This is a genomic window from Isoptericola sp. MSGPD8_1_ISO-PGPR-S23-394 (assembly GCF_058072785.1).
The window spans coordinates 3,536,740-3,559,245 of record NZ_CM176517.1; the positions used below are offsets into that span (position 1 = coordinate 3,536,740).

Here is a 22,506-nt window from a genome sequence, read left to right on the forward strand (position 1 = left end):
ATCAGTCCAGCAGCTGCAGCTCCACCACGGGCACGACCTGTTCCCACCGCTCCGCGGCGCCGGCGGCCGCCAGCGGCTCGGCCCACTCGGTCAGGACAGGTCGGAGCGCCGCCCACGGCCCGGCGTGCTCGTGCGCGTAGCGGTCCAGGACGGCGGCCGCCTCGTCGGGCGGGAGCGCGTGCGCGAGCGCGCGGACGTCCCGGCGGGTCCCGGTCGAGACGAGGACCCGCGGCTCGACCAGGACGTTGCGGTACCACTGCGCCGTCGGCCCCATGCCCGAGACGACGACGATCCGGTCCGGTGCGGGCCGGTCCGTCACCTCGAGCACGACGTACCGCGCCTCGCCGCTGAGGCGACCGCGGTGCTGCAGCATGAGGAACCGCGGGCCCAGGACGAACCCCAGGCCCGCGCGGAAGAGCGTGATCGGCGCGCGGACCAACCAGCGGGTGCGGAGCAGACGCGAGGCAAGGTTCACCGTCCGACCGTACTGACGTCCGAGGTCGCGGGCCATCGGAGGCGCACCGGACCCTGGACCAGGTGGCGGGTCGACGCCCGGCGGCATGGCCGACGGTCCGGTCAGAGTTCCGAGTGCAGTCCCGGCGCATCTCCGGCACACTCGCTGTGTGAGTCGGTCCTGGGGGCGGGCCGACGCGCTGAGGAAGCGGAAGACTCCGTCACCGTAGCCCGCCACCGCCACCGCCACGCTGGAGACGACGATGACCTGGACCGGCGCTGACCTGCTCCTCGACCTCCTCGCCCGTGCCGGGGTCCGCCGTCTTTTCGGCGTCCCCGGTGGGCCTCTCCTGTCCCTGCTCGACCGCGTCGACAGCCACCCGGGCCTCGAGTTCGTCCTGGCGAAGCACGAGGAGGGCGCGGTCTTCATGGCCGAGGGGTTCGCCCAGGCGGGCGGAGGTCTCGGAGTCGCCTGCGTGAGCTCCGGACCGGGCACGATGCATGCGGTGACGGCAGCGGCCAGCGCCACGAGCGACGGCGCACCAGTCCTGCTGCTCGCCGGCCAGGTCCCTGTGCCGCTATTCGGGCGCGGAGCGCTGCAAGACTCCAGCGGCGGGGACTGGAGCGCGGACCTCGTGGACATGTTCAGGTCCGTCACCAAGATGTCGGCCCTTGTTGCCGACGCCCGTCAGCTCGAGTTCCTGACCCTCCGAGCGATCGCCGCTGCGACGTCGCCCGTGCCCGGAACAGCCCACCTGGCGCTGCCGGCCGACATCCTGGCCGGGCCTGTGCCCCGGCCGGACGTCACCACCGGACCTGGAGCGTCCCCGCCGCATCCAGACCCGGCCGCCGTCAGAGGGCTCGCCGAAGCCCTCGTCTCCGCGCGTCGGCCGCTCGTGCTGGCGGGTCAGGGCGCCAAGAACGCCCGGTCGGAGTCCGGTCTCGTCGACGTCGCGGAACGGCTCGGCCTCTCCGTCGCGACCACGATGAAGGGCAAGAGCACCTTCCCCGAGCGGCACCCGCTCGCGCTCGGGGTCTACGGGACGTACGGGATGAACCCGCACACGCCCGAAGCGGTGCTGGACGAGGAGGTCGACCTGCTGCTCGTACTGGGCAGCTCGCTCGGCGAGGTCTCCACCGTCGGCTGGGACGAGCGCCTCGTCAAGAACCGCGCCGTCTGGCAGGTGGACGTGGACCGGCGTCAACTCGGTCGCGCGATGAGAGCCGACCATCTGGTGCAGTCCGATGTCGCCCTGCTGCTCCACGCCCTGGCGGACGAGCTCGACGAGCGCGGGATCGTCAGACCGACGTCCCCGGTAGCGGGAACCCTGACGCGCTCGTCGCAGGACACGGCCGAACCCGCGCTGGTCCCCGACACGCTGCAAGGCTCGCAGGTCGCCCGCGTGCTCGACCGTCGCCTGCCGGACGACACTCTTCTGCTGATCGACAACGGCAACTCCCTGTGCTGGATGGGTGAGCACTACCGCGCCGGCGCCGGACGCGAGGTCTACTGCTCGCTCAACGTCGGTTGCATGGGCTACACGGTGCCGGCCGCGGTGGGTGTCGCACTGGCACGTCCGGACCGCCCCGTCGTCGCCGTCGTGGGCGATGCCGCGTTCGCCATGACGTGCCCGGAGATCCACACAGCAGCGGAGCTGGGGGTGACCGTCGCGTGGGTGGTGCTCAACAACGCAGGCAACGCCATGGTGGCCAACCTGCAGGAGCTGATGTTCTCCCGCGCCGTCGGCTCGATGTATGTGGCGCCCATCGACGTGGCCACCGTCGCGCTGGGCTTCGGTGCCCGAGCCCTGGTGGTACGTACGGTGGCGGACCTCGAGGCAGCCATCGACGAGGTGCTCGACGGCACCGCGCTGCCGACGGGGCCGGTCGTGCTCGATGTCCACGTGGACCCCGACGAGGTCGCCTGGTCGCTCGAGGCGCGCGCCGAGACGCTGAAGGTGCGCACGTGACGGCGCCGAGACCGACAGTCGTGCTCGGCTGCGGGACGGCCTTCCCACCCACGGACCGGGAGGCCGCGAGTGACCCGTCGGAACGGTTCACGGGGGTTGGCCGTCGCCACGTCCTGGTCGACGGCGAAGAGGCCGAGGACCTCGCGGTCGAAGCATGCCTCCACGCGATCGCGCGGGCGGGGGTCGCCGCCGACGCCGTGGACCGGCTGTACGGCTACGTCTCCGTGGCGCGCTATCCCACACCGAACCCTCTCTACCGGGTGCACGAACGGATCGGGCTGCGGCCGGACGCGCTCGTCGTGCCGATCAACAGCGAGTTCTCGAACTTCGTCGTCGGCATACTGCAGGCCACCGAGTCCGCGACAGCGGGAGGTTGCCGGCACGCGCTCGTCGTCGCCGGATCCGGCTGGACACGGAACGTCGACTCCACGCAGGAGTACGCGGTGGCCGCGTCCGACGCCGCGGGCGCCGCCCTGCTCGGTCCCGGTGCGGGGTTCGCCGCCGTCGGCTCGGTGACGCACACCCGGGGGAAGGACTACGAGCGCATGACGATGGCGCTCCGCACGCGCGACGGGTCCGGCGACCTTCGTCCGATCTACCACATGGACATCGAGCTCTATGACTACCTGCGAGACGACGTCCCGATCGTCGTGCGCGAGCTGTTGGAGCGATACGGTGTCCGGGCCGAGGACGTCACACTCATCACGCACCAGGGCTCCCGTGCCCTGCTCGACCACTGGGCCGACGTCGTCCGGCCCCGCGCCTACCCCGACACGTTCGCGGAGCACGGCAACATGACCAGCGCCACCTACCCTGTGACTCTTGCCGAGCACCTCCCGCACGTGCAGACACCGCACGTCGTCATCGTCGCCGTGGGGACCGGCCTTCACATCACCGCGGTGCTCCTGTCACGACATGGTCCGACCTCTTAGGAAGGCTCGTCGACCAGGTCGTCCGCTCGTCGCGGCGGGGGGAGACACACCCCGTCCCGCCTGGCAGTATCGAGACATGCACGAGCGCGCAGGCCAGCCGGCCCAGGACCAGGACCTCATCGACGTCGACCAGGTGGTCGCCGCCTACTACGACCGCAAGCCCGAAGTGGACGACCCCGCCCAGCAGGTCGTGTTCGGCACGTCGGGCCACCGTGGCTCGAGCCTGGACGTGGCGTTCAACGAGGCGCACATCGCGGCGATCACCCAGGCGATCGTCGAGTACCGGGCGGCGCAGGGCACCGACGGCCCGCTGTTCATCGGCCGCGACACGCACGCGCTGTCGATGCCGGCCTGGCAGACGGCGCTGGAGGTGCTCGCCGGCGCGGGCGTCACGGTGATGGTCGACGCCCGGGACTCCTTCACGCCGACGCCCGCCGTCTCGCAGTCGATCCTGCTGCACAACGGCGCGACGTCCGACGAGGGCGTGCGCACCTCGGGGCCGGGGCTCGCGGACGGGATCGTCGTGACGCCGTCGCACAACCCGCCGCGCGACGGCGGGTTCAAGTACAACCCGCCGCACGGCGGTCCGGCCGGCTCGGACGCGACCGGCTGGATCGCGGACCGCGCGAACCAGCTGCTGCGCGAGGGCGGCCTGTCCCGGATCCACCGGGTCTCGCTGGAGACTGCGCTGGCCGCCGCGACGACGCACAAGCACGACTACCTGTCGACCTACGTCGACGACCTCGCCCACGTGCTCGACCTGGACGCCGTCCGCGAGTCGGGCGTGCGCATCGGCGCCGACCCCCTCGGCGGCGCCTCCGTGGAGTACTGGGGGGCGATCGGCGAGCGCTACGGCCTGGACCTGACCGTCGTGAACCCGCGCGTCGACCCGCGCTGGTCGTTCATGACCCTGGACTGGGACGGCAAGATCCGCATGGACTGCTCGTCCCCGCACGCCATGGCCTCGCTCGTGGAAACCATGCGGCCCGACGGCGGGGCCGCGCCCTTCGACGTCGCCACCGGGAACGACGCTGACGCCGACCGGCACGGCATCGTCACCCCGGACGCCGGGCTGATGAACCCGAACCACTATCTCGCGGTGGCGATCGGCTACCTGTACGGCGGCGCGCGTCCGCAGTGGCCGGCCGGGGCCGCGATCGGCAAGACGCTGGTGTCCTCCGCGCTCATCGACCGGGTGGCCGCGGGGCTCGGCCGCACCCTGACGGAGGTCCCGGTCGGGTTCAAGTGGTTCGTGCCCGGGCTGCTGGAGGGCGGGATCGGCTTCGGCGGCGAGGAGTCCGCCGGGGCGTCGTTCCTGCGTACCGACGGCCGGGTGTGGTCCACGGACAAGGACGGTCTGCTGCTCGCCCTCCTGGCCGCGGAGATCCTCGCGACCACGGGCAGGTCCCCGTCGGAGCACCACGCGGACCTGGTCGCCGAGCACGGCGAGTCCTGGTACGCCCGCGTCGACGCCCCGGCCTCCCGCGAGGAGAAGGCCCGGCTGGCCGCGCTCTCGCCGGAGCAGGTCTCCTCGACCACGCTCGCCGGCTCCGAGATCACCGCGAAGCTGACGGAGGCACCGGGCAACGGGGCGAAGATCGGCGGGCTGAAGGTCACGACGTCGGACGCGTGGTTCGCGGCGCGGCCGTCCGGCACGGAGGACGTCTACAAGATCTACGCCGAGTCCTTCGTCTCCGCGGACCACCTGGCCGAGGTGCAGGCGGCGGCCAAGCAGGTGGTCGGCGACGCCCTGGCCTGAGGCGCCCGGCTCAGGCGCGCAGGTCCTGGTACTCCGGGTGCCGGTCGACGTAGGCCTCGATGAACGGGCACAGGGCGACGATCCGCTCGCCGGCCGCCCGCACCTGGTCCAGCGACCCGGCGGCGAGCGCCGACCCCACGCCCTGTCCCTCGAGCTCCGGGGAGACCTCGGTGTGGGTGAACGTCACGACGCCGTCGCGCCGCCGGTAGTAGGCGCCACCGGCCTCCGTGCCGTCGTCGAGCAGGGCGAGGAAGACACGGCGCGAGCTGTCGTCGCGGACGGTCACGGCGGGGCGAGGGGCGTTCATCTGCCCATCCTGGTGACAGACGGTCATGGACGCCAGCGCACGACCGGGACGCACGTCGCGCCCGTCACGCCACGGAGGTGCCGAACGCCAGCCCCAACGCATACGTGACCCCGGCGGCGCCGAAGCCGATGGCGAGCTGGCGCAGCGCCCGGGTGACGGGCGAGGTGCCCGACAGCAGCCCGGTCACGGCCCCCGTCACGGCCAGGCAGACCCCGACCAGCAGGCACGCGACGACCACCGCCGCGGCGCCCGACATCCCCAGGAGGTACGGCAGCACCGGCACGATCGCGCCGGAGGCGAAGAAGCAGAAGCTCGAGACCGCCGCGCCCCAGGCGGTGCCGTGCGTCTCGTGCGCGTCCGAGCGCTCGTGACCCTCGGCGTCGGTGTCCAGGCTCTCGGTCACGCCGGTGGCACCGAGCCGTGCGAGCACGGCGTCGGCACGGACCTGCGCGGCGTCGGCCTCCAGCCCCCGCGCCCGGTAGACGAGCGCGAGCTCGTTGGCGTCGACGTCGAGGTGGGGCAACGCGTCGGCGGCCTCCGGGTCGGGTGTCGACGCCTCGAGCAGCTCGCGCTGCGAACGCACCGAGACGTACTCCCCCGCGCCCATCGACAACGCGCCGGCGAGCAGCCCGGCGACGCCCGTGACCAGGATCGTCCCGGTCGCGACCCCGGACGCCCCGATCCCGAGCACGAGGGCGAGGTTGGACACGAGACCGTCGTTGGCACCGAAGACGGCGGCCCGGAAGGTCCCGGAGAGACGGTTGCGCCCGCGGGTGGCAAGGCTGCGCACGACCTCCTCGTGGATCTGTTCGTCGGCGGCCATCTGGGCGGTCGCGAACTCTTCGCGCCCGTAGACCGACCGGGACTCGGCCCGCTGGACGAGGGCGAGGACGAAGACCCCGCCGAACCGGCGCGCGAGGAAGGCGAGGAACCGGGTGCGGGGGTCCCCCTGCAGCGGCATGCCGACGTCGTCGCCGAGCAGATCGAGCCAGTGCTGCTCGTGGCGCTTCTCCGCGGTGGCGAGGGCCAGGAGGATCTCACGCTCCTCGCCGGTGCGGCGGGACGCGAGGTCGCGGTACACCGCGGCCTCGGCGCGTTCGGCCGCCAGGTAGCGGCGCCACCGCCGGACGGCGGCCGGGGTGCGGTCGGGGGTGGGCGTGGCGGCGTCCATGGGCACCATGATCCCCGCCGACGGCGGACAGCGGGTTCCGGGGCGCGGCCAGCGGGGTTCCGGGGCGCGGCCACGAGCCGTTGCGGCAGTCCACGGACCGGGTTTCGGCGATCCGTATGCTGGGGATTCACCGGGATGTCACCGGGGCAGGGCACAATGTTCCCCGTTGCCCTCCACGGCGACGGACTCCGTGGACACCGAGGAACACCGAGGGACACCGGCGTGATCATTGTCAGCACCGACGGCTCCAGCCCGAGCGACTCGGGCGGCGCGATCGGGTGGGCGTGGGTCGCCCATGACTCCGGCCGCTTCGACTCCGGTGGTGCCGTCGACGGCACCACGCAGGTCGCCGACCTCACCGCGCTGCGCCACGCCGTCGATGCTCATCCGGGTGACGAGCCGCTGCTGGTCGAGTCGGCGTCGCAGTACGCGATCCGCTGCGCCTCCGAGTGGCTGGAGGGGTGGAAGGCGCACGGCTGGCGGACAGCGTCCGGGGGGCCGGTGCAGCATCTCGAGCTGGTGCAGGCTCTCGACCGCGCGATCATCGACCGCGGCGGCCCCGTGCGGTTCCGCTGGGTCCGCGGACACGTCGACAGCCCCTTCATGCAGCGCGCCCAGGAGCTCGCCCGGCTGGCCGCCGACGACTGGGCCGCCGGCCGTGGCGCCGTCGAGGGCCTCCTCCTGGACGCCGAGGACGCCGGTCTGCCCCGTCGGGAGCAGCGCGAGCACGCCCTGCCGGGTCCCTCGGTCCGGGACCCGGAGCCGGTCGGGGTCCCCTCCGCCGGGAGCGACCGGTCGCGGGGCTCGGCGACGTCCGGTCCGGGCTGGGAGCTGGACACGCTCTTCGACTGAGCCACGGGCTCCGTCGCGGAACGCGGGAGGGCCCGCACGATCCGTCGGGATCGTGCGGGCCCTCCGGCAGCATGCCGCCCTCAGTTGGACGAGCCGTTGCTCCCTGCACCGTTGGAGCTGGAGACCGCCTGGGCCCCGCCGTCCCGGTTCGCGATGCCGGCGATGAGCTGGTTGATGTCGACCCCGGTCAGCTCCTTGACGACGGCCTGGCCCTCGCCGAGGACGCTGCTGACGTTCTTCGTGATCGCGGACGCGCCGTCGGTCGAGACCACGGTCATGCCCTGGATGTTGCCGATCGGCTCCGCCGCGGCGCGGACGATCTCGGGCAGACGCTCGATGAGCTCCTGGACGAGGGCGGCCTCGCCGTACTTCTCGAGCGCGAGGGCCTTGGCGTCCGTGGCGGCGGCCTCCGCGCGGCCCTCGGCCTCGGTGGCGGCCGCACGGGCCTCACCCTCGGCCCGGATACCCTCGGCCTGCGCGACCTGTCGGTCACGGTCGGCCTCACCGGCACGGCGGACCGACTCGGCGGCGGCCTCGGCGTCCTGGATCGCGGCCGTCTTGTTCGCCTCGGCGATCGTCTTGCGCTTGAACGCCTCCGCCTCCGTAGCGGCGTTCTCCGAGTCACGCCGTGCGGTGGCCTCCTGGACCTCGGCGTATGCCTTGGCCTCGGCCGGCTTGCGGATCTCGATGTCGAGGCGCTCCTGCTCCACGCGCGCCTTCTCCGACAGCGCCTCGCGCTCCTGCTGGGCGACGACGCGGTCCTGCTCGGCGCGGGCGAGCTGACCGGACGCGTCGGCCTCGGCCTGCGCCCGGTCGGTCTCGGCCTTGATGGCCGCCTTCTTGAGGTCGAGGGCCTTCTGCCGCTCGGCGATCTGCTCGGCGGCCTCGATCACCGCGAACTCCGACGCGCGCTGCGCCTCGGCCTCGGAGACCTCGGCGACCTGACGGGCGCGTGCCGACTCGGCGCGGCCGAGGTTGGCGAGGTAGTCCGACCCCGGCGTCGAGATGTCGGAGATATTGAGGATGTCGACCTGGAGGCCCTGCTCGGCAAGGTCCTTCTTGGTGGACTCGACGACGCGGTCGGAGAGACCCTTGCGGTCGGAGATGATCTCCTCGATCGACATGTCGCCGACGATGGAGCGCAGCGACCCCTCGAGGGACTCCGCGATGATCTCCGTGAGGAGCTCCTGCTGGGACAGGAAGCGCTGCGCCGCACGACGCACCCCTTCCTCGTCGCCGCGGACCTTGAAGTTGATCGACGCCTTGATCGCGATCTTGATGCGGTTGGCGTCGACGCCCTCGACGGTCATGCCGATCTGGCGCTGCTCCAGGGAGATCGCGAAGCCCTGCTGCAGGATCGGCCAGACGAACGTGCGGCCGCCGATGACGACCTTCTGCCCGGAGACGTCCTTGCGGCCGGCACCGCGGCCGACGATGACGAGGGCCTGGTTCGGCGGCACCCGTCGGATGCGCTGGGCGACGAAGATCCCCACCGCGAGGAACGCGATGACGATGGCGACCACCGAGACGGTGGTCACGAAGCTGGAGTCGGTCATGGTGCGCGCCGGAGCGCGGCTCCTTCCGGGAGGGGTGGGCGTTGACTACGCCTCGGGCCGGTACGGCCCGACGCGCACGCTGTTGGGCTGGTGCTCGAGCACGACGACGCGCGTGCCCTCGGCGATCGGCTCGAGCGACCACGCGAGGCGACGCTCGAGCTCGCTCACCGCGTCCAGCGACACCTCGCCGGACGACTGGGTGATGTCGGTGACCGCGGTCCCCTGGACACCCACGAGAGATACGTTCGCGTTGTCCTCGGTGGCGCTGAGGCGCCGGATCATGAGCTGGGCGACGGCCGCGGCGAGCAGCCCCACGACGGCGGACGCCGCGTAGGCCACCCACACGGGCAGCCCGTTGACGGTCACGATGGACCCCACGGACCCGAACACGACGGCACCGACGCCCAGCGACGTCCCGGACAGGGCGCCGTCCCCCAGGTCGAGGAGCTCGCCGACGACGAGCGAGAGCAGGAGCAGCAGGAGGCCGGCCGCACCGATGAGGACGAAGACGAGCACGCTGAGCTCCGAGCGTCGAGGTTGATCATGTCGAGTTGTGCCGAGCGTGTGAAGAATGCCAGATCCGGACGGATCGGCGCGACTCCCTCCACGATCCGGCCGGGTCTGCGAGACGATCGGTCCATGGACCTGCCGCACACGGACACGCCCCGCCTCGTCCTGCTCCGGCACGGCGAGACCCCCTGGTCGGCCGCCGGGAAGCACACCGGCCGCACCGACCTGGCGCTCACGCCCCGCGGAGAGCGTGAGGCGCGGGACGCGGGGAGCCGGCTGGCCGGGCTGTCCCCCGCCGCGGTGTACTGCTCGCCCCTGGCCCGTGCCCACCGGACGGCGCAGCTCGCCGGCTTCCCCGACGCCGTCGTGGATCCTGACCTCGCCGAGTGGGACTACGGCCCCGTCGAGGGCCGCACCTCCGCGGAGATCTCCGGGCTGCTCGGCCGGGACTACGAGATCTTCCGGGACGGCGTGCAGGTGCTGCCGTCCGACGACGCCGGACCCGGTGAGTCCCTGGCGGACGTCCGCCGGCGCGCCGACCGCTTCGTCGCGCGGGCTCGTCGGACGCTCGACGACGGCGGCACCGTCCTGGCCGTGGCGCACGGCCACCTGCTCCGCGTGCTGGCGACGGCGTGGCTGGGCGTCGAACCCGCCTTCGGTGCGCGCCTCGAGCTCGGCACCGCGGCGATCTGCACGCTCGGCAGCTCGCACGGGCTGGCCACGATCGAGGCCTGGAACCAGGTGGCAGGATGACGCCATGGCGCTGAGCGAGAAGAACCTCATCGACGGCGAGCACGTCGTCATGGAGCTGCGGGAGCACCCGAAGGCCCTGGTGTGGCCGGCGGCGCTGCTGGTCGCCGTGCTGGTCGGCGCCGTCGCCGTCGTGACGCTGGTGCCCGAGGGCGTCGGTCGATGGGTCGGGCTCGGGGTGCTCGCCCTCGTCGCGGTGGTCTGGGTGTTCCTGCCGTGGCTGAAGTGGCGCACCACGTCGTTCTCGGTGACGAACCAGCGGATCGCCATGCGCTTCGGGCTGGTGACTCGCGTGGGACGCGACATCCCGCTCTACCGGATCAACGACGTCGCGATGGAGAAGGGGCTCGTCGACCGCATGTTCGGCTGCGGGACCCTCGTGGTCTCCGACGCCACCGAGAAGCAGGGCATGGTGCTGCACGACGTCCCCGACGTCGAGGACGTGCACCGCCGGCTGCAGGAGCTGCTCTTCGCGGCCGACGACGGTTCCGACGACGGCGAGTGGCCGCCGCGGGAGCCGCGCCGCCGGGTCCGCTAGGCAGCCCGTCAGGCGAGGCCGAGCGCGTGGGCGAGCTCCTGCGCGCCGGACGACCGGTCCGACGCGGGGAGGGCGGTCGCGTCCGCGAGCTGGCGCACCATCCACGGGCTGAACGCCCACGGCGTCGCCGCGACGGCGGTGCGCACCTGGTCGGCGGGGGCCCACACGTGCTCCGACACCTCGTCAGGGTTGGGCGCCACTCCCCCGACCACCCGTGCGACGTAGACGGGGCAGATCTCGTTCTCGACGATCCCCGAGGCGTCCACGGCGCGGTAGCGGAAGCCAGGGAGGACCGGCTCGATGCCTGCCACCTCGGCGCCGAGCTCGTGCGCGGCGTGCCGGACCACGGACTGCTCGGTGCTCTCCGTCCACCGCAGGTGCCCGCAGAACGAGTTGGTCCACACCCCGGGCCACGTGCGCTTCACCAGCGCACGTCGGGTGACGAGTAGCCGGTCCTCGGCGTCGAGCAGGTAGCAGGAGAAGGCGAGATGCAGCGGCGTGTCGGTGGTGTGTACCTCGGCGCGAGCGACGGTACCGATCTTGCGACCGGCGTCGTCGCAGGTCACGACATGGTCGGCCGTGACAGGCGTGTGCGACTCCATCGGTCCATCCTGGCACGCTCAGAACGGCGGCGGGGCATCGTCGGCCCGGGGAAGCGGCCGGGAGCGCACCGGGACCGCCCGGTACGGCGCGCGCACGTACCGGTGCTGCGTGGGTGACGTCCAGGTGCTCGCCCCCGTGACGGGGTCCCGCGCCACCGACCAGCCGCCGGTCGTCTTGGCACGGTGGTGCGTGCGGCACAGGGGGTGGAGGTTGTCGCCGTGGGTCTGTGGACCGTCACGACCCGGCTCGAACGGCTCGAGGTGGTCCAGGTCGCAGCGCGACGACGGCACGGAACAGCCGGGGAACGTGCACGTGGCGTCGCGGGCCACCACGGCGGCGCGCAGTGCAGGGCTCGGGCGGTACGAGCGCGGCGAGCGGTCGATCAGCACCTCGGAGACCGGGTCGGTGAGGATCCGCTGCCACGTCGCGTCGGCATCGGTGGCGATCGTCCGCGCCATCGGGGCCGGGATCGGGCCGTAGCCCGCCAGGATCGCCGGGAGATCGTCGGTGCCGAGCAGCGTCGAGGCCGCGATGGTGACCTGGACGGCGGACGACGACCGGGGAGCTTGCGTCCTCGCCGCGGGATCGTGGACGCCGGGAGCCGGAGGGCTGGACGACTCGGGGCTGGACGAGACGCCCGAGGCGACAGGTGCGACGGCTCCCGTGACGAGGGCGACCAACGCGTCGGTCCGGCACTCGTCGAGCCGTCGCACCTCTCCAGGGGTCCTGTGCATCGCGACGCCCGTCCCGTCGATCGCTGCGAAGGCCCGCGCGGCGTCGTCGGCGGGGAGGTAGGCGGTCAGGTAGGCCATCGCGTCGTCCACCGGTTCCAGCACCACGGAGCGGGTGCGCCGCGCCGTCTCGTGCCGTGCGGCGGCGCCGTCCGGGTCGGCGGCGATCTCCGCCCGTCGCAGCCGGTCGCGGATCTGCCGGACCGTGAGGTGCTCGAGATCGGGGCGGAGCTCGCGGACGACCGCGCGCCGTCGGGCGTCGTCGAGCCTGCCCGTCGAGACCAGCGCCTCGGCCTTGCGTCGGTCGGCCGCTCCCGCCCGCATCGCGTCCGCCACCTCGGGGACCGCGTGCGCACCGTGGGCCACCGCGACGTGCTGGGCGGCGCCGTGCCGGCTCAGCCCCAGCCGGGCCGAGACCTCGTCGACGACGAACTCGTGCCGGGCCGACCCGCGGGTCCGCTGCAGCAGCTCCCCGAGTGCCGCCGCGGAGCCGGCCTGCGCCCACGCGGCCAGCCGCTCCCACGCCGCCAGGAGGTCGACGAGGGAGGAGTCGTCGAGACCCGCCGGGTCGAGGTCCGCCAGCGCCGCCACGAGCGACGGGCCGGGGCCGTCCGCGAACGGCGCGTCGAGGGCGGGGCCGGACCTGTCGGGCAGCCGCGCGGCGAAGGCCTGGTCGGTGGCCCCGGGACGGAGCTCGAACGTGGTGTACGGGTGCGCCGCACCGACGTGGACCGCGAGCAGGTCGGCGAGTTCGTCCTCGAGCCCCGTGGCGTCGTCGTCCAGGAGCCCGGCGACGGCCGGCCCGGGCACAGCGCCGGAGGGCTGCGGACCCGGGGCGGTCGGGGCACCGGCCGCCCCGGGTCCGGAGGTTCGTGCACGACGAGACCCGGCGACGTGCCGCGCCGGGAGGGAAGCGTCGTCTTCGAACATGTGTTCGACCCTAGCGAAGCACGGCGGGGCGCGCAAGAGGTAGGTGCGACAGGACGAGCCCGTGACCAGGGCCGATGCGGGGGGGTCCTGCTCAGCGCGACAGGGCCTTGGCGACCCGCCCGGCCATCTCGTCGCTCAGCCGTACCTCGCCGGCCTCGGCGGACGTGCGCAGGGCGGCCGCCAGCTCCGCCGCCGCGGCGAAGGCCGGAGCACCGGCGCTCCACGTGCCGAACCAGTCCGCCGCGGACACCCCGTGCGCCGGGCGGGACACCACCTCGATCTGGTCGCCCGCGCCGAGCTCCCCGGGCTCGGCGACCCGCAGGTAGGCGCCGACCCGGTTGGCCTCGGTGAACCGGCGCACCCAGCGAGGTGGCGAGCCCAACCGCCGGGCGAAGGTGGCGCACGGGGTCCGTGGCTGGGTCACCTCGAGGAGCGCCGACCCGATCCGCCACCGCTCCCCGATCAGCGCGCCGGACACCTCCAGCCCGCGGGTCCGCAGGTTCTCCCCGAACAGGCCCGGGACGACCTCCCGCCCGAGCTCCGGCTCCCAGAACGCGGCGTCCTCGGCGGCGTAGGCGTAGACGGCCTGGTCGCGACCCCCGTGGTTCGCCCGGTCCGCCTGGACGTCGGCGTACAACCCGAACGGTCCGGCCTTGATCCGGCCCTCGACGGGACGTTTGTCGATCGCCGTGATCCCCACCGTGCCGGCGTCGGGCAACAGCTGGTGGACGCGGCACACCGCGAGAAGCTCACCCATGGCGGACATCGTCCCACCCGTGCCGTCGTGCGAACGGCCGGCGCACGAGGAACGCGCCGAGGATGACGAGCACGAGGCCCGCCGTGGCGGCGAGCTGGGCGCGCGCGGCCTCGTCGGACAGCATGAGCGCGGCCAGGCCGACGAGGGCCGCCAGCGTGACCCAGGTGAGCCACGGGTAGCCCCACATCCGCAGGCGCATCGGCTCACCGGCACGGGCGGCCTCCTCCTCCAGGCGGGGTCGCAGCCGGAGCTGCGAGAGCGTGATGAGCAGCCAGACCACGAAGAGCGCGGAGCCGACGGCGTTGAGCAGCACGGAGAGCAGCGCCTCGGGCAGGAGCCGGTTGAGCAGCACGGCGACGACGCCGAAGAACACCGAGACCAGGACCGCCACCCAGGGCACCTCGCGCCGCGACACCCGCGTGGTCGCCGCCGGGGCGTCACGGCGCTCGCCGAGCGAGAACAGCATCCGCGAGGTGCCGTACACCTGCGCGTTGAAGGCGCTGAGCAGGGCCAGGACGACCACCACCTCCATGAGTCGCGCGGCGCCACCGAACCCGGCCATCTCCAGGACGGCGACGAACGGGGAGGTCAGGGCGTCGGCGTCGTCCCACGGCAGCAGCGCCACGATGATCGCGACGGAACCGAGGTAGAAGAACAGGATGCGCCACAGGATCGTGCGGGTGGCGCGTGCCACGGCGTCGCGGGGGTCGCGGGCCTCGGCGGCCGCGATCGCCACGATCTCGATGCCGCCGAACGCGAACGCGACGGCGAGGAGCCCTGCCGCGACGCCCGCCACCCCGGCAGGGGCGAACCCGCCGTGCGCGGCCCAGTCGCCGAGGACGCTGCCGGCCACGGGGATCACGCCCAGCACGATGAGCACGCCCACGGCGAGGAACGCCACGATGGCGGCGACCTTGATCAGGGCGAACCAGAACTCGGCCTCGCCGAACTGCCGCACGCCGACCAGGTTGATCGCTCCGAAGACGGCGACGACGGCGCCCGCGACCGCCCACTGCGGCACGGCCGGCCACCAGCCGGAGACGATCTCCGCGACACCGGTGACCTCGACGCCCAGCACCATGATGAGCATGAACCAGTACAGCCAGCCCAGGAGGAAGCCGGCCCACCGGCCGAGCGCCACCTCGGCGTAGACGGAGAACGATCCCGACGCGGGCAGGGCGGAGGCCATCTCGGCCAGCATCCGCATCACGGCCACCACGATCGCGCCCGCGATGGCGTAGCTGACGAGCACCGCCGGCCCGGCGGTCGCGATCGCCTCGCCGGACCCGAGGAACAGCCCCGCACCGATCGCGGAGCCGAGACCCATCATCGTCAGGTGCCGCGGGCGCAGGCCGTGGGCGAGCGGTTCGGCACCTCCCGTCGGGGCGGGGGTGCGCGCAGGGTCGGGTGAGATCGTCACCCGAGAACGCTAACCGGTCGGCACGGCGCCGCCCGGCCCGGCGGCGACACCGCGGCCGAACACGGCCAGGGTGGCGTCGAGCACGTCCTCCGTCGCCGCGCCGTCCAGCAGGTCGCCGGTCCCGAGCTGAGCGACCCCGTGGACGGCGGCGAACAGCACCAGCGCCAGCTCGCGCGGGTCGCCCGCGGTCACCTCACCGGCCCGCTGCCCGTCGCGGAGCGCACCGGCCAGGATGTCGATCCCCCGCGAGGCCTCGACGCGCAGCGCGATGCTGGCGTCGGGGTGGTGCTTGACGTCGTACATCACGGCGAGCAGGGCGGGGTTCGCCGTGGCGAAGGTGACGTAGGTCCGCGCGAGCTCGCGCAGGCGGCGCGACCAGTCGCCGTCGCACGCGTCGAGGGCGGCGTCGAGGCACTGGAAGCCGCTCAGCGCGAGCGCGTCCAGCAGTGACTGCCGGTCGCGGAAGTGGCGTGCCGGCGCGCCGTGGCTGACGCCGAGGTCCCGCGCCAGGCCCCGCAGCGAGAGGCTGTCCACGCCGTCGGCGGCCAGCACCTCCTCCGCCCGGGCCAGCAGGGCGCTGCGCAGGTTCCCGTGATGGTAGGAGGAGTCCGGTGCGGGTGCCACACCGTCGAGTCTAGCCTCGATGTAGCCATTGACAACTTCGGTAGGCAGTGCCTACATTCGAGCCCCAGCCCGACCAGGAGGTCACCATGGCCATCACGTTCACCGGCTCGACCGCCGTCGTCACCGGAGCGAGCGCCGGCATCGGTGCGGTTCTCGCCGCCCGGCTCGCAGCCCGCGGCGCCGACCTGCTCCTCGTCGCCCGCCGCGGCGACCGCCTCACCGCGCTCGCCGACCGGCTGCAGACCGAGCACGAGATCACCGCGGGCACCGTCACCGCCGACCTCGCCACCGCCGAGGGCCGGCAGCACGTGCTCGACACCGTCCGCGAGCGCGACCTGCGGGTCGGCACCCTCGTCAACAACGCCGGCTTCGGCACCTACGGCGACGTGGCGGACACCGACCCGGACCGCCTCGACCAGATGATCGCGCTCAACGTCGCGTCCCTGACCACGCTGACCCGCGGGATGCTGCCGCACCTGCTCGCGGTCGGCTCCGGGGCCGTCGTCAACGTCGCCAGCACCGCCGCCCTGCAGCCCCTGCCGCACATGGCCGCCTACGGGGCGAGCAAGGCGTTCGTCCTGAGCCTCACCGAGGCGCTCTCGGTCGAGCTGCGGGGGTCCGGCGTGCACGCGATCGCCCTGTGCCCCGGCGCGACGAGGACGGAGTTCTTCGACGTGGTCGGGTCCGAGGAACCGGCCGTCGGGCGGTTCGAGACGGCGGACCAGGTGGCCGACACGCTCTTCCGGGCGCTCGATCGCCGCCGGCCACCGTCGATGGTCGTCTCGGGGACCGCCAACCGGCTCCTGGGCGCTGCCACCCGCGTGCTCCCCCGCCGCGCGGTCCTGGCCGCCGGTGCGCGCGCGATGGCCGGTTGACGGCCCCGACGGGTCAGGTCGAGTGCAGGTCGCGCCGGCGGAACCCGACGAACGCCAGGACGAACAGCACCACCGCGACGGCGCTGAGCCCGACGAAGGACCCCGGGTCGAAGTCGGCGACGAACGCCTCCGGCACCCAGTGGAACGGTGAGACCCAGTGCGCCGCCTCCGGCAGGTCCTCGATGAGGCCGCCGAACATGCCGACGACGAAGGTGTACGCCAGCAGCGCCCACCCGGCGGCGGTCGCCCGCGGCACCCAGGCGTACAGCGCGGCCGTCAGCCCCAGGTAGACGAGCACGGCCGGGGCGTAGGCGGCGAGCACCCCCGTGTAGGTGCCGAGGCCGGGCTCGGTCACGCCGACGGAGGCCGCACCGGCCCACAGCGCGTAGACCCCCACCGCGAGCAGCACGACGGTGCCGAGCCCCGCGACGACGAGCTGGGCACCCAGCCACCGACCGCGGGAGACCGGGGCGGACAGCGTGATCTCGGCACGCGCCGACGTCTCCTCCACCTTGGGGCGCAGCCCCATGACGATGGCGTACGCGGCGGCGCACAGGGCGCCGTAGAGCATGATCGCCCCGAGGAACGCCGCCTCGAACTGAGTCGTGTCGTCGCCGAAGATGGCCTGCATCGCCGGGTTGTCCGTCAGGAGGTCGCCGATCATGTCGCCGATCTCCGGGATGAGGGTGCCCGACGCCAGCCACATCAGGCCCAGCCCGAGGCAGCTCCACATCAGCGCCGTCCGCTGCTGGACCCACGCGAGCGCGAGCGGACCCCGCAGGCTCGCCCGGGCGTCCGCGCGGCCCGGGCGACCGGCGATCATGCCGCCGCCGAAGTCGCGGCGGGACGCCAGGACCGAGGCGAACCAGAGCAGCACGACGATCGCCACGAGGCTGAGCGTCACCGGCCACCACCGCAGGTCCACGAAGGACCGGGTCTGCTGCGCCCACGCGATCGGCGAGACCCACGACAGCGTGGTACCGCCGGGCACCTCGCGCAGGTTCCCCGCCACCTGGACCACGAACGCGGTGCCGAAGGCGGCCATGCTGAGCCCGGTGGCACCTCGCGCGTGCTCGGAGAGCTGGCAGAACACGAGGGCGATCGCGCCGAAGACCATCGCGCTCAGGCCCGAGCCGACGGTCATCCCGAGGGAGTCGGCCAGCGGCAGCTCCTCGCTGCCGCCCGTCCCGGTCATCGCCAACGCCGAGACGACCGCGATGACGGCGTTGACGACGAACAGCGTGACGACGGCGGCGACCGCCGGGGCGTGCCGGCCGACCGGGTTGGCGCGGACGAGCTCCGACCGGCTGGACTCCTCCTCGGCACGCGTGTGGCGCACGACGTGCAGGATGCTCATGATCGCGAGCGCCAGCACCACCCACACGGTGCCCTCGTTCGCCAGCGCCGCACCGACGGTGTAGTCGTCGGTGCCGTAGCCGGGCCCGCCCATGACGATCCCGGACGGCGTCTCCATGAGGGCGGCTCGCGCCTGCAGCGCCCCCTCGGTCTCGGACATGAGGCCGAGGGCGAACGTGAAGCAGGCGTAGAACGCGACGAGCGACAGGGTCCACACGGTCAGGCGTACGCGGTCGCGGCGCAGGACGAACCGGATCATCCGGCCCGTGCCGGTCAGCGTCGAGCCGCCCGACGGCGCCACCGCCGGGGCGGGGCGATGCAGGGTGGAGGTCATCGCGTGCCCGCCTCGCTGCGTGCCCCGGAACGCCGGCCGGACGTCTCGCCGCCCGCGCCGCCGTCGTCGGCCGACGGGCCCGGCCCGCCGTCGGGACCGTCGGGACCGTCCGTGACGTCGTCGCCGTAGTGCCGCATGAACAGCTCCTCCAGCGACGGCGGCGCCGCGGTGAAGCTCTGCACGCCGAGCCCGCTCAGCGCGGTGAGCAGCCCCGCCATCTCGGTGTTGTCGACGTCGAACGTCACCCGGGCGCCCTCCTCGGTGGCGACGGTGGCGACGTCGTGCACGCCCGGCAGGCCGACGAGGGCGTCGGGGTCGCCGGAGACCACGGTGGTGACGCTCGAGCGGGTCAGGTGGCGCAGCTCGTCGAGCGTGCCGGACTCCACGGCCCGTCCCGCCCGGATGATCGTCACGGTGTCGCACACCTTCTCGACCTCGGACAGGATGTGGCTCGACAGCAGCACCGAGGTGCCGCGGCCCTTGGCCTGGCGGACGTGCTCGGTGAAGACGGCCTCCATGAGCGGGTCGAGCCCGGAGGTCGGCTCGTCCAGGACGAGCAGGTCGACGTCGGACATGAACGCCGACACGAGCGCGACCTTCTGCCGGTTGCCCTTGGAGTAGGTGCGGGTCTTCTTGGTGGGGTCGAGCTCGAACGCCTCGAGCAGCTCCTTCTTGCGCCGCTTGTCGGGCGTGCCACGCAGCCGGGCGAGGTAGTCGATCGACTCGCCGCCGGACAGGTTGGGCCACAGGCTGACGTCGCCCGGGACGTACGCCAGCCGCCGGTGCAGGGACACGGCGTCGGACCAGGGGTCGCCGCCGAGCAGGCGGGCGCTGCCGGAGGTGGCGCGCAGCAGGCCGAGGAGCACGCGGATGGCGGTGGACTTCCCGGCCCCGTTCGGGCCGAGGAAGCCGGCGACCTGGCCGTGGTCGACGGTCAGGTCGAGGCCGTCGAGCGCGCGGGTGGGCCCGAAGTGCTTGTGCAGGTCGTGGATCTCGATCGCGGGCGTGGCGCCCGGCGCGGTGGTGGTCATGGTTCCTCTTCGTCGGTGTCGGTGGCGGCGAGGTGAGCACCGTCCGACGGCGGGTCGCCGACGTACAGCAGGTAGTCGTCGAGCATGCGCCGGCTGGTGAGGAAGCCCTGGGTGAAGAGCTCGATCATGGGCAGGTACTGCTCGGTCATGAAGGCGCGGACGTTCGCCCCGACGTCCTCCGGGTCGTCCGGCGGGTCGAGCGTGAGGGAGAGCAGCAGCGTGCCGAGCGCGGAGAGCGTCAGGTAGCGCACCCGGGCGTCCTCGTCGAGGCTGGGCTTGACGATGCCGTCGGCCACCGCCTCGCGGGTGTAGACCTGGGCGTCGTCGATCATGTGCTGCACGAAGGCGCGGGCGACCTCTCCCCCGGCCTGCAGCGACCGCACGGCGTAGCCCAGCAGCGGCGCGAACTCGTCGACCTCGGCCATGACCTGCAGGAGCTGCCCGTTGGTGGCCTTGCCCATGTTCTGCCGCTTGGCGCCCACGATCCAGCGGAGCACGAACTCGTCGCAGGCGCGGTGCAGGGCGTCCTTGGAGCCGAAGTGGTGGATGACGAGCGCGGCGCTCACCCCGGCGTCGGCGGCGATGGTGCGCACGGACGTGCCGAAGCCCGAGCTCGCGAACCGCAGGACGGCGGCGTCGCGGATGCGGTCGCGCGTGCTTCCGTCCGACGGCGGGCGCCCGGTCGGCGAGGTGCCCTCAGGCACCGCTCGTCCCGGCTGTCCCGGCTCGGTTGAACTCATGTTCAACAGACTAAACGCGTGTTCAGCCCGCCCGCAAGGGGGCATCGGGCTGGTCATTGAATCGAGTTCTGTCTATATTGATGCTGATCGAATCAACCACGTCAGGAGAACCATGGCCACCGCCACCGCGGCGCCCACCCGCCTGTCCGCCCTCGACCGCTGGCTGCCGCTCTGGATCGGCCTGGCGATGGTCGGCGGGCTGCTGCTCGGCCGGTTCGTCCCCGTGCTGGGCGACGCCCTCGAGGCGATGGAGGTCGGCGGCATCTCCCTGCCCATCGCGCTGGGGCTGCTGGTGATGATGTACCCGGTGCTGGCCAAGGTCCGCTACGACCGCGTCGCCGCGGTGACCGGCGACCGTCGCCTCCTGGCGAGCTCGCTCGTGCTGAACTGGCTCATCGGCCCCGCGCTGATGTTCGCCCTCGCCTGGATCTTCCTGCCCGACCTGCCCGAGTACCGCACCGGGCTCATCATCGTCGGGCTCGCCCGGTGCATCGCGATGGTCGTCATCTGGAACGACCTCGCCTGCGGCGACCGGGAGGCGGCCGCCGTCCTGGTAGCGGTCAACTCCGTGTTCCAGGTCGTCATGTTCTCCCTGCTCGGGTACTTCTACCTGACGGTCCTGCCCGGCTGGCTGGGCCTCGACACCGCCGGGCTCGACGTCTCCATCGGCCAGATCGCCCTCAACGTGCTCGTCTTCCTCGGCATACCGCTCGTCGCCGGGTTCGCGTCCCGCTGGATCGGCGAGCGGACCCGTGGACGCGACTGGTACGAGGAGCGCTTCGTCCCCCGCATCGGCCCCTGGGCGCTGTACGGCCTGCTGTTCACCATCGTGCTGCTCTTCGCCCTGCAGGGTGAGCAGGTGTCCTCCCACCCCGGTGACGTCGCCCGCATCGCGCTGCCGCTGCTCGTGTACTTCGGGCTGATGTGGAGCATCGGCATGGTCACGGGCAAGGCCCTCGGCCTCGGCTACGCACGGACCACCACGCTCGCGTTCACCGCGGCGGGCAACAACTTCGAGCTCGCCATCGCCGTCGCCGTCGCGACCTTCGGCGCCACGTCCGGCGAGGCGCTCGCCGGCGTCGTCGGGCCGCTCATCGAGGTCCCCGTGCTCGTCGGCCTCGTCTACGTCAGCCTGTGGGTCGGGCGCCGCTGGTTCGGCGTCGACCCACGTGGCACCGTCGACCCGCGAGAGCACGCCGCGCCGACGTCGGCGGAGTCCCGGCAGGAGACCCGCTCATGACCACCCTCACCCCCACGCCGGACGACCAGGAGTCGCTCGACTGCACCCCCGCCCAGGCCGCGTCCGAGCACGCCATCGGCCCGCAGGCCGCGGACGCCGTCGCCGCGGCGCTCAAGGCGCTCGCCGACCCGCTGCGGCTGCGCATGCTGTCGGCCGTCACGACGTCGCCCGCCGGCGAGGCCTGCGTGTGCGACCTCGCCGAGCTCGCCGACGTCTCCCAGCCCACCGTGTCCCACCACCTCAAGGTGCTGCGCGACGTCGGCATCCTCACCTCCCAGCGGCGCGGCACGTGGGTCTGGTACCGGGTGGCGCCCGGGTACCGCGGAGCCGTGACCACGCTGCTCGACCGGTTTGCCCCCGCGGCCGTGAGCGTCGCGCAGGCACCGGGCACCCCGGGCACGGCGCGGGACACGGAGATGCACGGGCTCGAGGACGTCCAGCGCGAGCTCGAGAGCCTCGCGGCCTCGCTGGCCCGCCGGGTCCCGGGGACCGACGAGGCCGAGGCGCTCCGCGTGGTGCGCGAGTCGTACACCGCTCTCGCCCGCCGCGGCGGGATGACGGTGCACCTCGTCGCGCTCACCGAGCACTTCGCGCGCCAGCGCCTGGTCGACACGGTGAGGTCCCGGGAAGCCCGGACGTCCCACCCGCCGCAGGTGCTGTTCGTCTGCGTCGGCAACGCCGGGCGCTCCCAGCTCGCCGCCGCCCTGATGCGCCGGTACGCCGGCGACCGCGTCGTGGTGCGCTCGGCCGGGTCGGTGCCGGCCACCGACGTCCACGACACCGTCCGGCCGCTGCTGGCCGAGATCCTCGACGACACCGGCAGTGCCGAGCACCCCCTGACGTTCCCCAAGCCCCTGACCGACGACGCCGTGCGCGCCGCCGACGTCGTCGTCACCATGGGCTGCGGCGACTCCTGCCCCGTGCTGCCCGGCAAGCGATACGAGGACTGGGTGGTCGGCGACCCGGCGCTCGCCTCGGAGCGGGGGGCGCGGGCCGTCCGCGACGAGATCGACCGACGCGTGCGCGCACTGCTCGCCGACCTGCTGCCCGACCGCCCCCACCCCTGA

22 protein-coding genes are annotated in these 22,506 nt (G+C 73.2%); 9 read left to right on the forward strand and 13 right to left on the reverse strand.

All coding sequences use genetic code 11. The features are described from left to right. Window position 1: 1 nt before the first annotated feature. Window positions 2-475 (reverse strand): nitroreductase family deazaflavin-dependent oxidoreductase, encoded by a 474-nt coding sequence (locus AC3RJ8_RS16275; protein WP_489713589.1) that lies wholly within the window; start codon window positions 473-475, stop codon window positions 2-4. A 241-nt stretch (window positions 476-716) separates the two neighbouring features. Between AC3RJ8_RS16275 and AC3RJ8_RS16280 the strand changes: the two genes are divergently transcribed. From AC3RJ8_RS16280 to pgm, 3 genes are all read left to right on the forward strand, one after another. Further along, window positions 717-2,423 carry a thiamine pyrophosphate-binding protein gene (locus AC3RJ8_RS16280; RefSeq protein ID WP_489713590.1) on the forward strand — a complete coding sequence of 569 codons (1,707 nt, stop codon included), beginning with the start codon at window positions 717-719 and terminating at the stop codon, window positions 2,421-2,423. Then, the gene (locus tag AC3RJ8_RS16285) at window positions 2,420-3,355 is read left to right on the forward strand and encodes a 3-oxoacyl-[acyl-carrier-protein] synthase III C-terminal domain-containing protein (protein WP_489713591.1); all 936 of its coding nucleotides are present in this window, start codon (window positions 2,420-2,422) and stop codon (window positions 3,353-3,355) included. Before AC3RJ8_RS16280 ends, AC3RJ8_RS16285 begins: the two co-directional genes overlap by 4 nt. Window positions 3,356-3,431: 76 nt before the next feature. After that, a complete protein-coding gene (gene pgm / locus AC3RJ8_RS16290; protein WP_489713592.1) occupies window positions 3,432-5,114 on the forward strand; it encodes a phosphoglucomutase (alpha-D-glucose-1,6-bisphosphate-dependent) in 1,683 nt (560 codons plus the stop codon). 10 nt (window positions 5,115-5,124) lie between these two features. Here pgm and AC3RJ8_RS16295 read toward each other — a convergent pair whose 3' ends face one another. Both AC3RJ8_RS16295 and AC3RJ8_RS16300 read right to left on the reverse strand, forming a co-directional pair. Beyond that, a complete protein-coding gene (locus AC3RJ8_RS16295) occupies window positions 5,125-5,421 on the reverse strand; it encodes a GNAT family N-acetyltransferase (protein WP_489713593.1) in 297 nt (98 codons plus the stop codon). 64 nt (window positions 5,422-5,485) lie between these two features. Next, window positions 5,486-6,592 carry a VIT1/CCC1 transporter family protein gene (locus tag AC3RJ8_RS16300; protein ID WP_489713594.1) on the reverse strand — a complete coding sequence of 369 codons (1,107 nt, stop codon included), beginning with the start codon at window positions 6,590-6,592 and terminating at the stop codon, window positions 5,486-5,488. Window positions 6,593-6,814: 222 nt separating this feature from the next. Here AC3RJ8_RS16300 and AC3RJ8_RS16305 point away from each other — a divergent pair, with 222 nt between their 5' ends. After that, entirely contained in the window at window positions 6,815-7,444 is a 630-nt protein-coding gene (locus AC3RJ8_RS16305; protein ID WP_489713595.1) for an RNase H family protein, read from the forward strand. Window positions 7,445-7,524: 80 nt separating this feature from the next. Here the strand turns inward: AC3RJ8_RS16305 and AC3RJ8_RS16310 are convergent, their stop codons facing one another. Both AC3RJ8_RS16310 and AC3RJ8_RS16315 read right to left on the reverse strand, forming a co-directional pair. Beyond that, on the reverse strand, window positions 7,525-9,000 hold the full coding sequence (locus AC3RJ8_RS16310; RefSeq protein WP_489713596.1) for a flotillin family protein: 1,476 nt from the start codon (window positions 8,998-9,000) through the stop codon (window positions 7,525-7,527). Window positions 9,001-9,045: 45 nt separating this feature from the next. Next, window positions 9,046-9,516: an NfeD family protein gene (locus AC3RJ8_RS16315; protein WP_489713597.1), complete on the reverse strand. Its 471-nt coding sequence runs from the start codon at window positions 9,514-9,516 to the stop codon at window positions 9,046-9,048. A gap of 123 nt (window positions 9,517-9,639) precedes the next feature. Here AC3RJ8_RS16315 and AC3RJ8_RS16320 point away from each other — a divergent pair, with 123 nt between their 5' ends. After that, window positions 9,640-10,263, forward strand: a complete 624-nt coding sequence (locus tag AC3RJ8_RS16320) for a histidine phosphatase family protein (protein ID WP_489713598.1) — start codon at window positions 9,640-9,642, stop codon at window positions 10,261-10,263. Between the two features lie 4 nt (window positions 10,264-10,267). Further along, entirely contained in the window at window positions 10,268-10,798 is a 531-nt protein-coding gene (locus AC3RJ8_RS16325) for a PH domain-containing protein (protein ID WP_489713599.1), read from the forward strand. An 8-nt stretch (window positions 10,799-10,806) separates the two neighbouring features. Here AC3RJ8_RS16325 and idi read toward each other — a convergent pair whose 3' ends face one another. The 5 genes from idi to AC3RJ8_RS16350 all read right to left on the reverse strand — a co-directional run bounded on the left by idi (window position 10,807) and on the right by AC3RJ8_RS16350 (window position 15,863). Beyond that, window positions 10,807-11,400, reverse strand: a complete 594-nt coding sequence (gene idi / locus AC3RJ8_RS16330) for an isopentenyl-diphosphate Delta-isomerase (RefSeq protein WP_489713600.1) — start codon at window positions 11,398-11,400, stop codon at window positions 10,807-10,809. Window positions 11,401-11,418: 18 nt separating this feature from the next. After that, window positions 11,419-13,062 carry an HNH endonuclease signature motif containing protein gene (locus tag AC3RJ8_RS16335; RefSeq protein WP_489713601.1) on the reverse strand — a complete coding sequence of 548 codons (1,644 nt, stop codon included), beginning with the start codon at window positions 13,060-13,062 and terminating at the stop codon, window positions 11,419-11,421. Window positions 13,063-13,153: 91 nt separating this feature from the next. Beyond that, window positions 13,154-13,819 (reverse strand): MOSC domain-containing protein, encoded by a 666-nt coding sequence (locus tag AC3RJ8_RS16340; RefSeq protein WP_489713602.1) that lies wholly within the window; start codon window positions 13,817-13,819, stop codon window positions 13,154-13,156. Then, on the reverse strand, window positions 13,812-15,239 hold the full coding sequence (locus AC3RJ8_RS16345) for an amino acid permease (protein WP_489713603.1): 1,428 nt from the start codon (window positions 15,237-15,239) through the stop codon (window positions 13,812-13,814). The genes AC3RJ8_RS16340 and AC3RJ8_RS16345 overlap by 8 nt, the downstream gene beginning before the upstream one ends. Before the next feature lie 9 nt (window positions 15,240-15,248). Continuing rightward, window positions 15,249-15,863, reverse strand: a complete 615-nt coding sequence (locus tag AC3RJ8_RS16350) for a TetR/AcrR family transcriptional regulator (RefSeq protein ID WP_489713604.1) — start codon at window positions 15,861-15,863, stop codon at window positions 15,249-15,251. 86 nt (window positions 15,864-15,949) lie between these two features. Between AC3RJ8_RS16350 and AC3RJ8_RS16355 the strand changes: the two genes are divergently transcribed. Continuing rightward, window positions 15,950-16,738, forward strand: a complete 789-nt coding sequence (locus tag AC3RJ8_RS16355) for an SDR family NAD(P)-dependent oxidoreductase (RefSeq protein WP_489713605.1) — start codon at window positions 15,950-15,952, stop codon at window positions 16,736-16,738. A gap of 13 nt (window positions 16,739-16,751) precedes the next feature. Here the strand turns inward: AC3RJ8_RS16355 and AC3RJ8_RS16360 are convergent, their stop codons facing one another. Genes AC3RJ8_RS16360 through AC3RJ8_RS16370 form a run of 3 tightly spaced genes read right to left on the reverse strand, consistent with a single transcriptional unit; the run spans window position 16,752 to window position 20,199 of the window. Further along, window positions 16,752-18,428, reverse strand: a complete 1,677-nt coding sequence (locus AC3RJ8_RS16360) for an ABC transporter permease (RefSeq protein ID WP_489713606.1) — start codon at window positions 18,426-18,428, stop codon at window positions 16,752-16,754. After that, complete coding sequence (locus tag AC3RJ8_RS16365; RefSeq protein WP_489713607.1) at window positions 18,425-19,459, reverse strand: ABC transporter ATP-binding protein; 1,035 nt, start codon at window positions 19,457-19,459, stop codon at window positions 18,425-18,427. Before AC3RJ8_RS16365 ends, AC3RJ8_RS16360 begins: the two co-directional genes overlap by 4 nt. Continuing rightward, window positions 19,456-20,199 carry a TetR/AcrR family transcriptional regulator gene (locus AC3RJ8_RS16370; protein ID WP_489713608.1) on the reverse strand — a complete coding sequence of 248 codons (744 nt, stop codon included), beginning with the start codon at window positions 20,197-20,199 and terminating at the stop codon, window positions 19,456-19,458. The genes AC3RJ8_RS16365 and AC3RJ8_RS16370 overlap by 4 nt, the downstream gene beginning before the upstream one ends. Window positions 20,200-20,311: 112 nt before the next feature. Between AC3RJ8_RS16370 and arsB the strand changes: the two genes are divergently transcribed. Together arsB and AC3RJ8_RS16380 are read left to right on the forward strand one after the other, a co-directional pair. Beyond that, window positions 20,312-21,439: an ACR3 family arsenite efflux transporter gene (arsB, locus tag AC3RJ8_RS16375; RefSeq protein ID WP_489713609.1), complete on the forward strand. Its 1,128-nt coding sequence runs from the start codon at window positions 20,312-20,314 to the stop codon at window positions 21,437-21,439. Continuing rightward, on the forward strand, window positions 21,436-22,506 hold the full coding sequence (locus AC3RJ8_RS16380) for a metalloregulator ArsR/SmtB family transcription factor (RefSeq protein WP_489713610.1): 1,071 nt from the start codon (window positions 21,436-21,438) through the stop codon (window positions 22,504-22,506). Before arsB ends, AC3RJ8_RS16380 begins: the two co-directional genes overlap by 4 nt.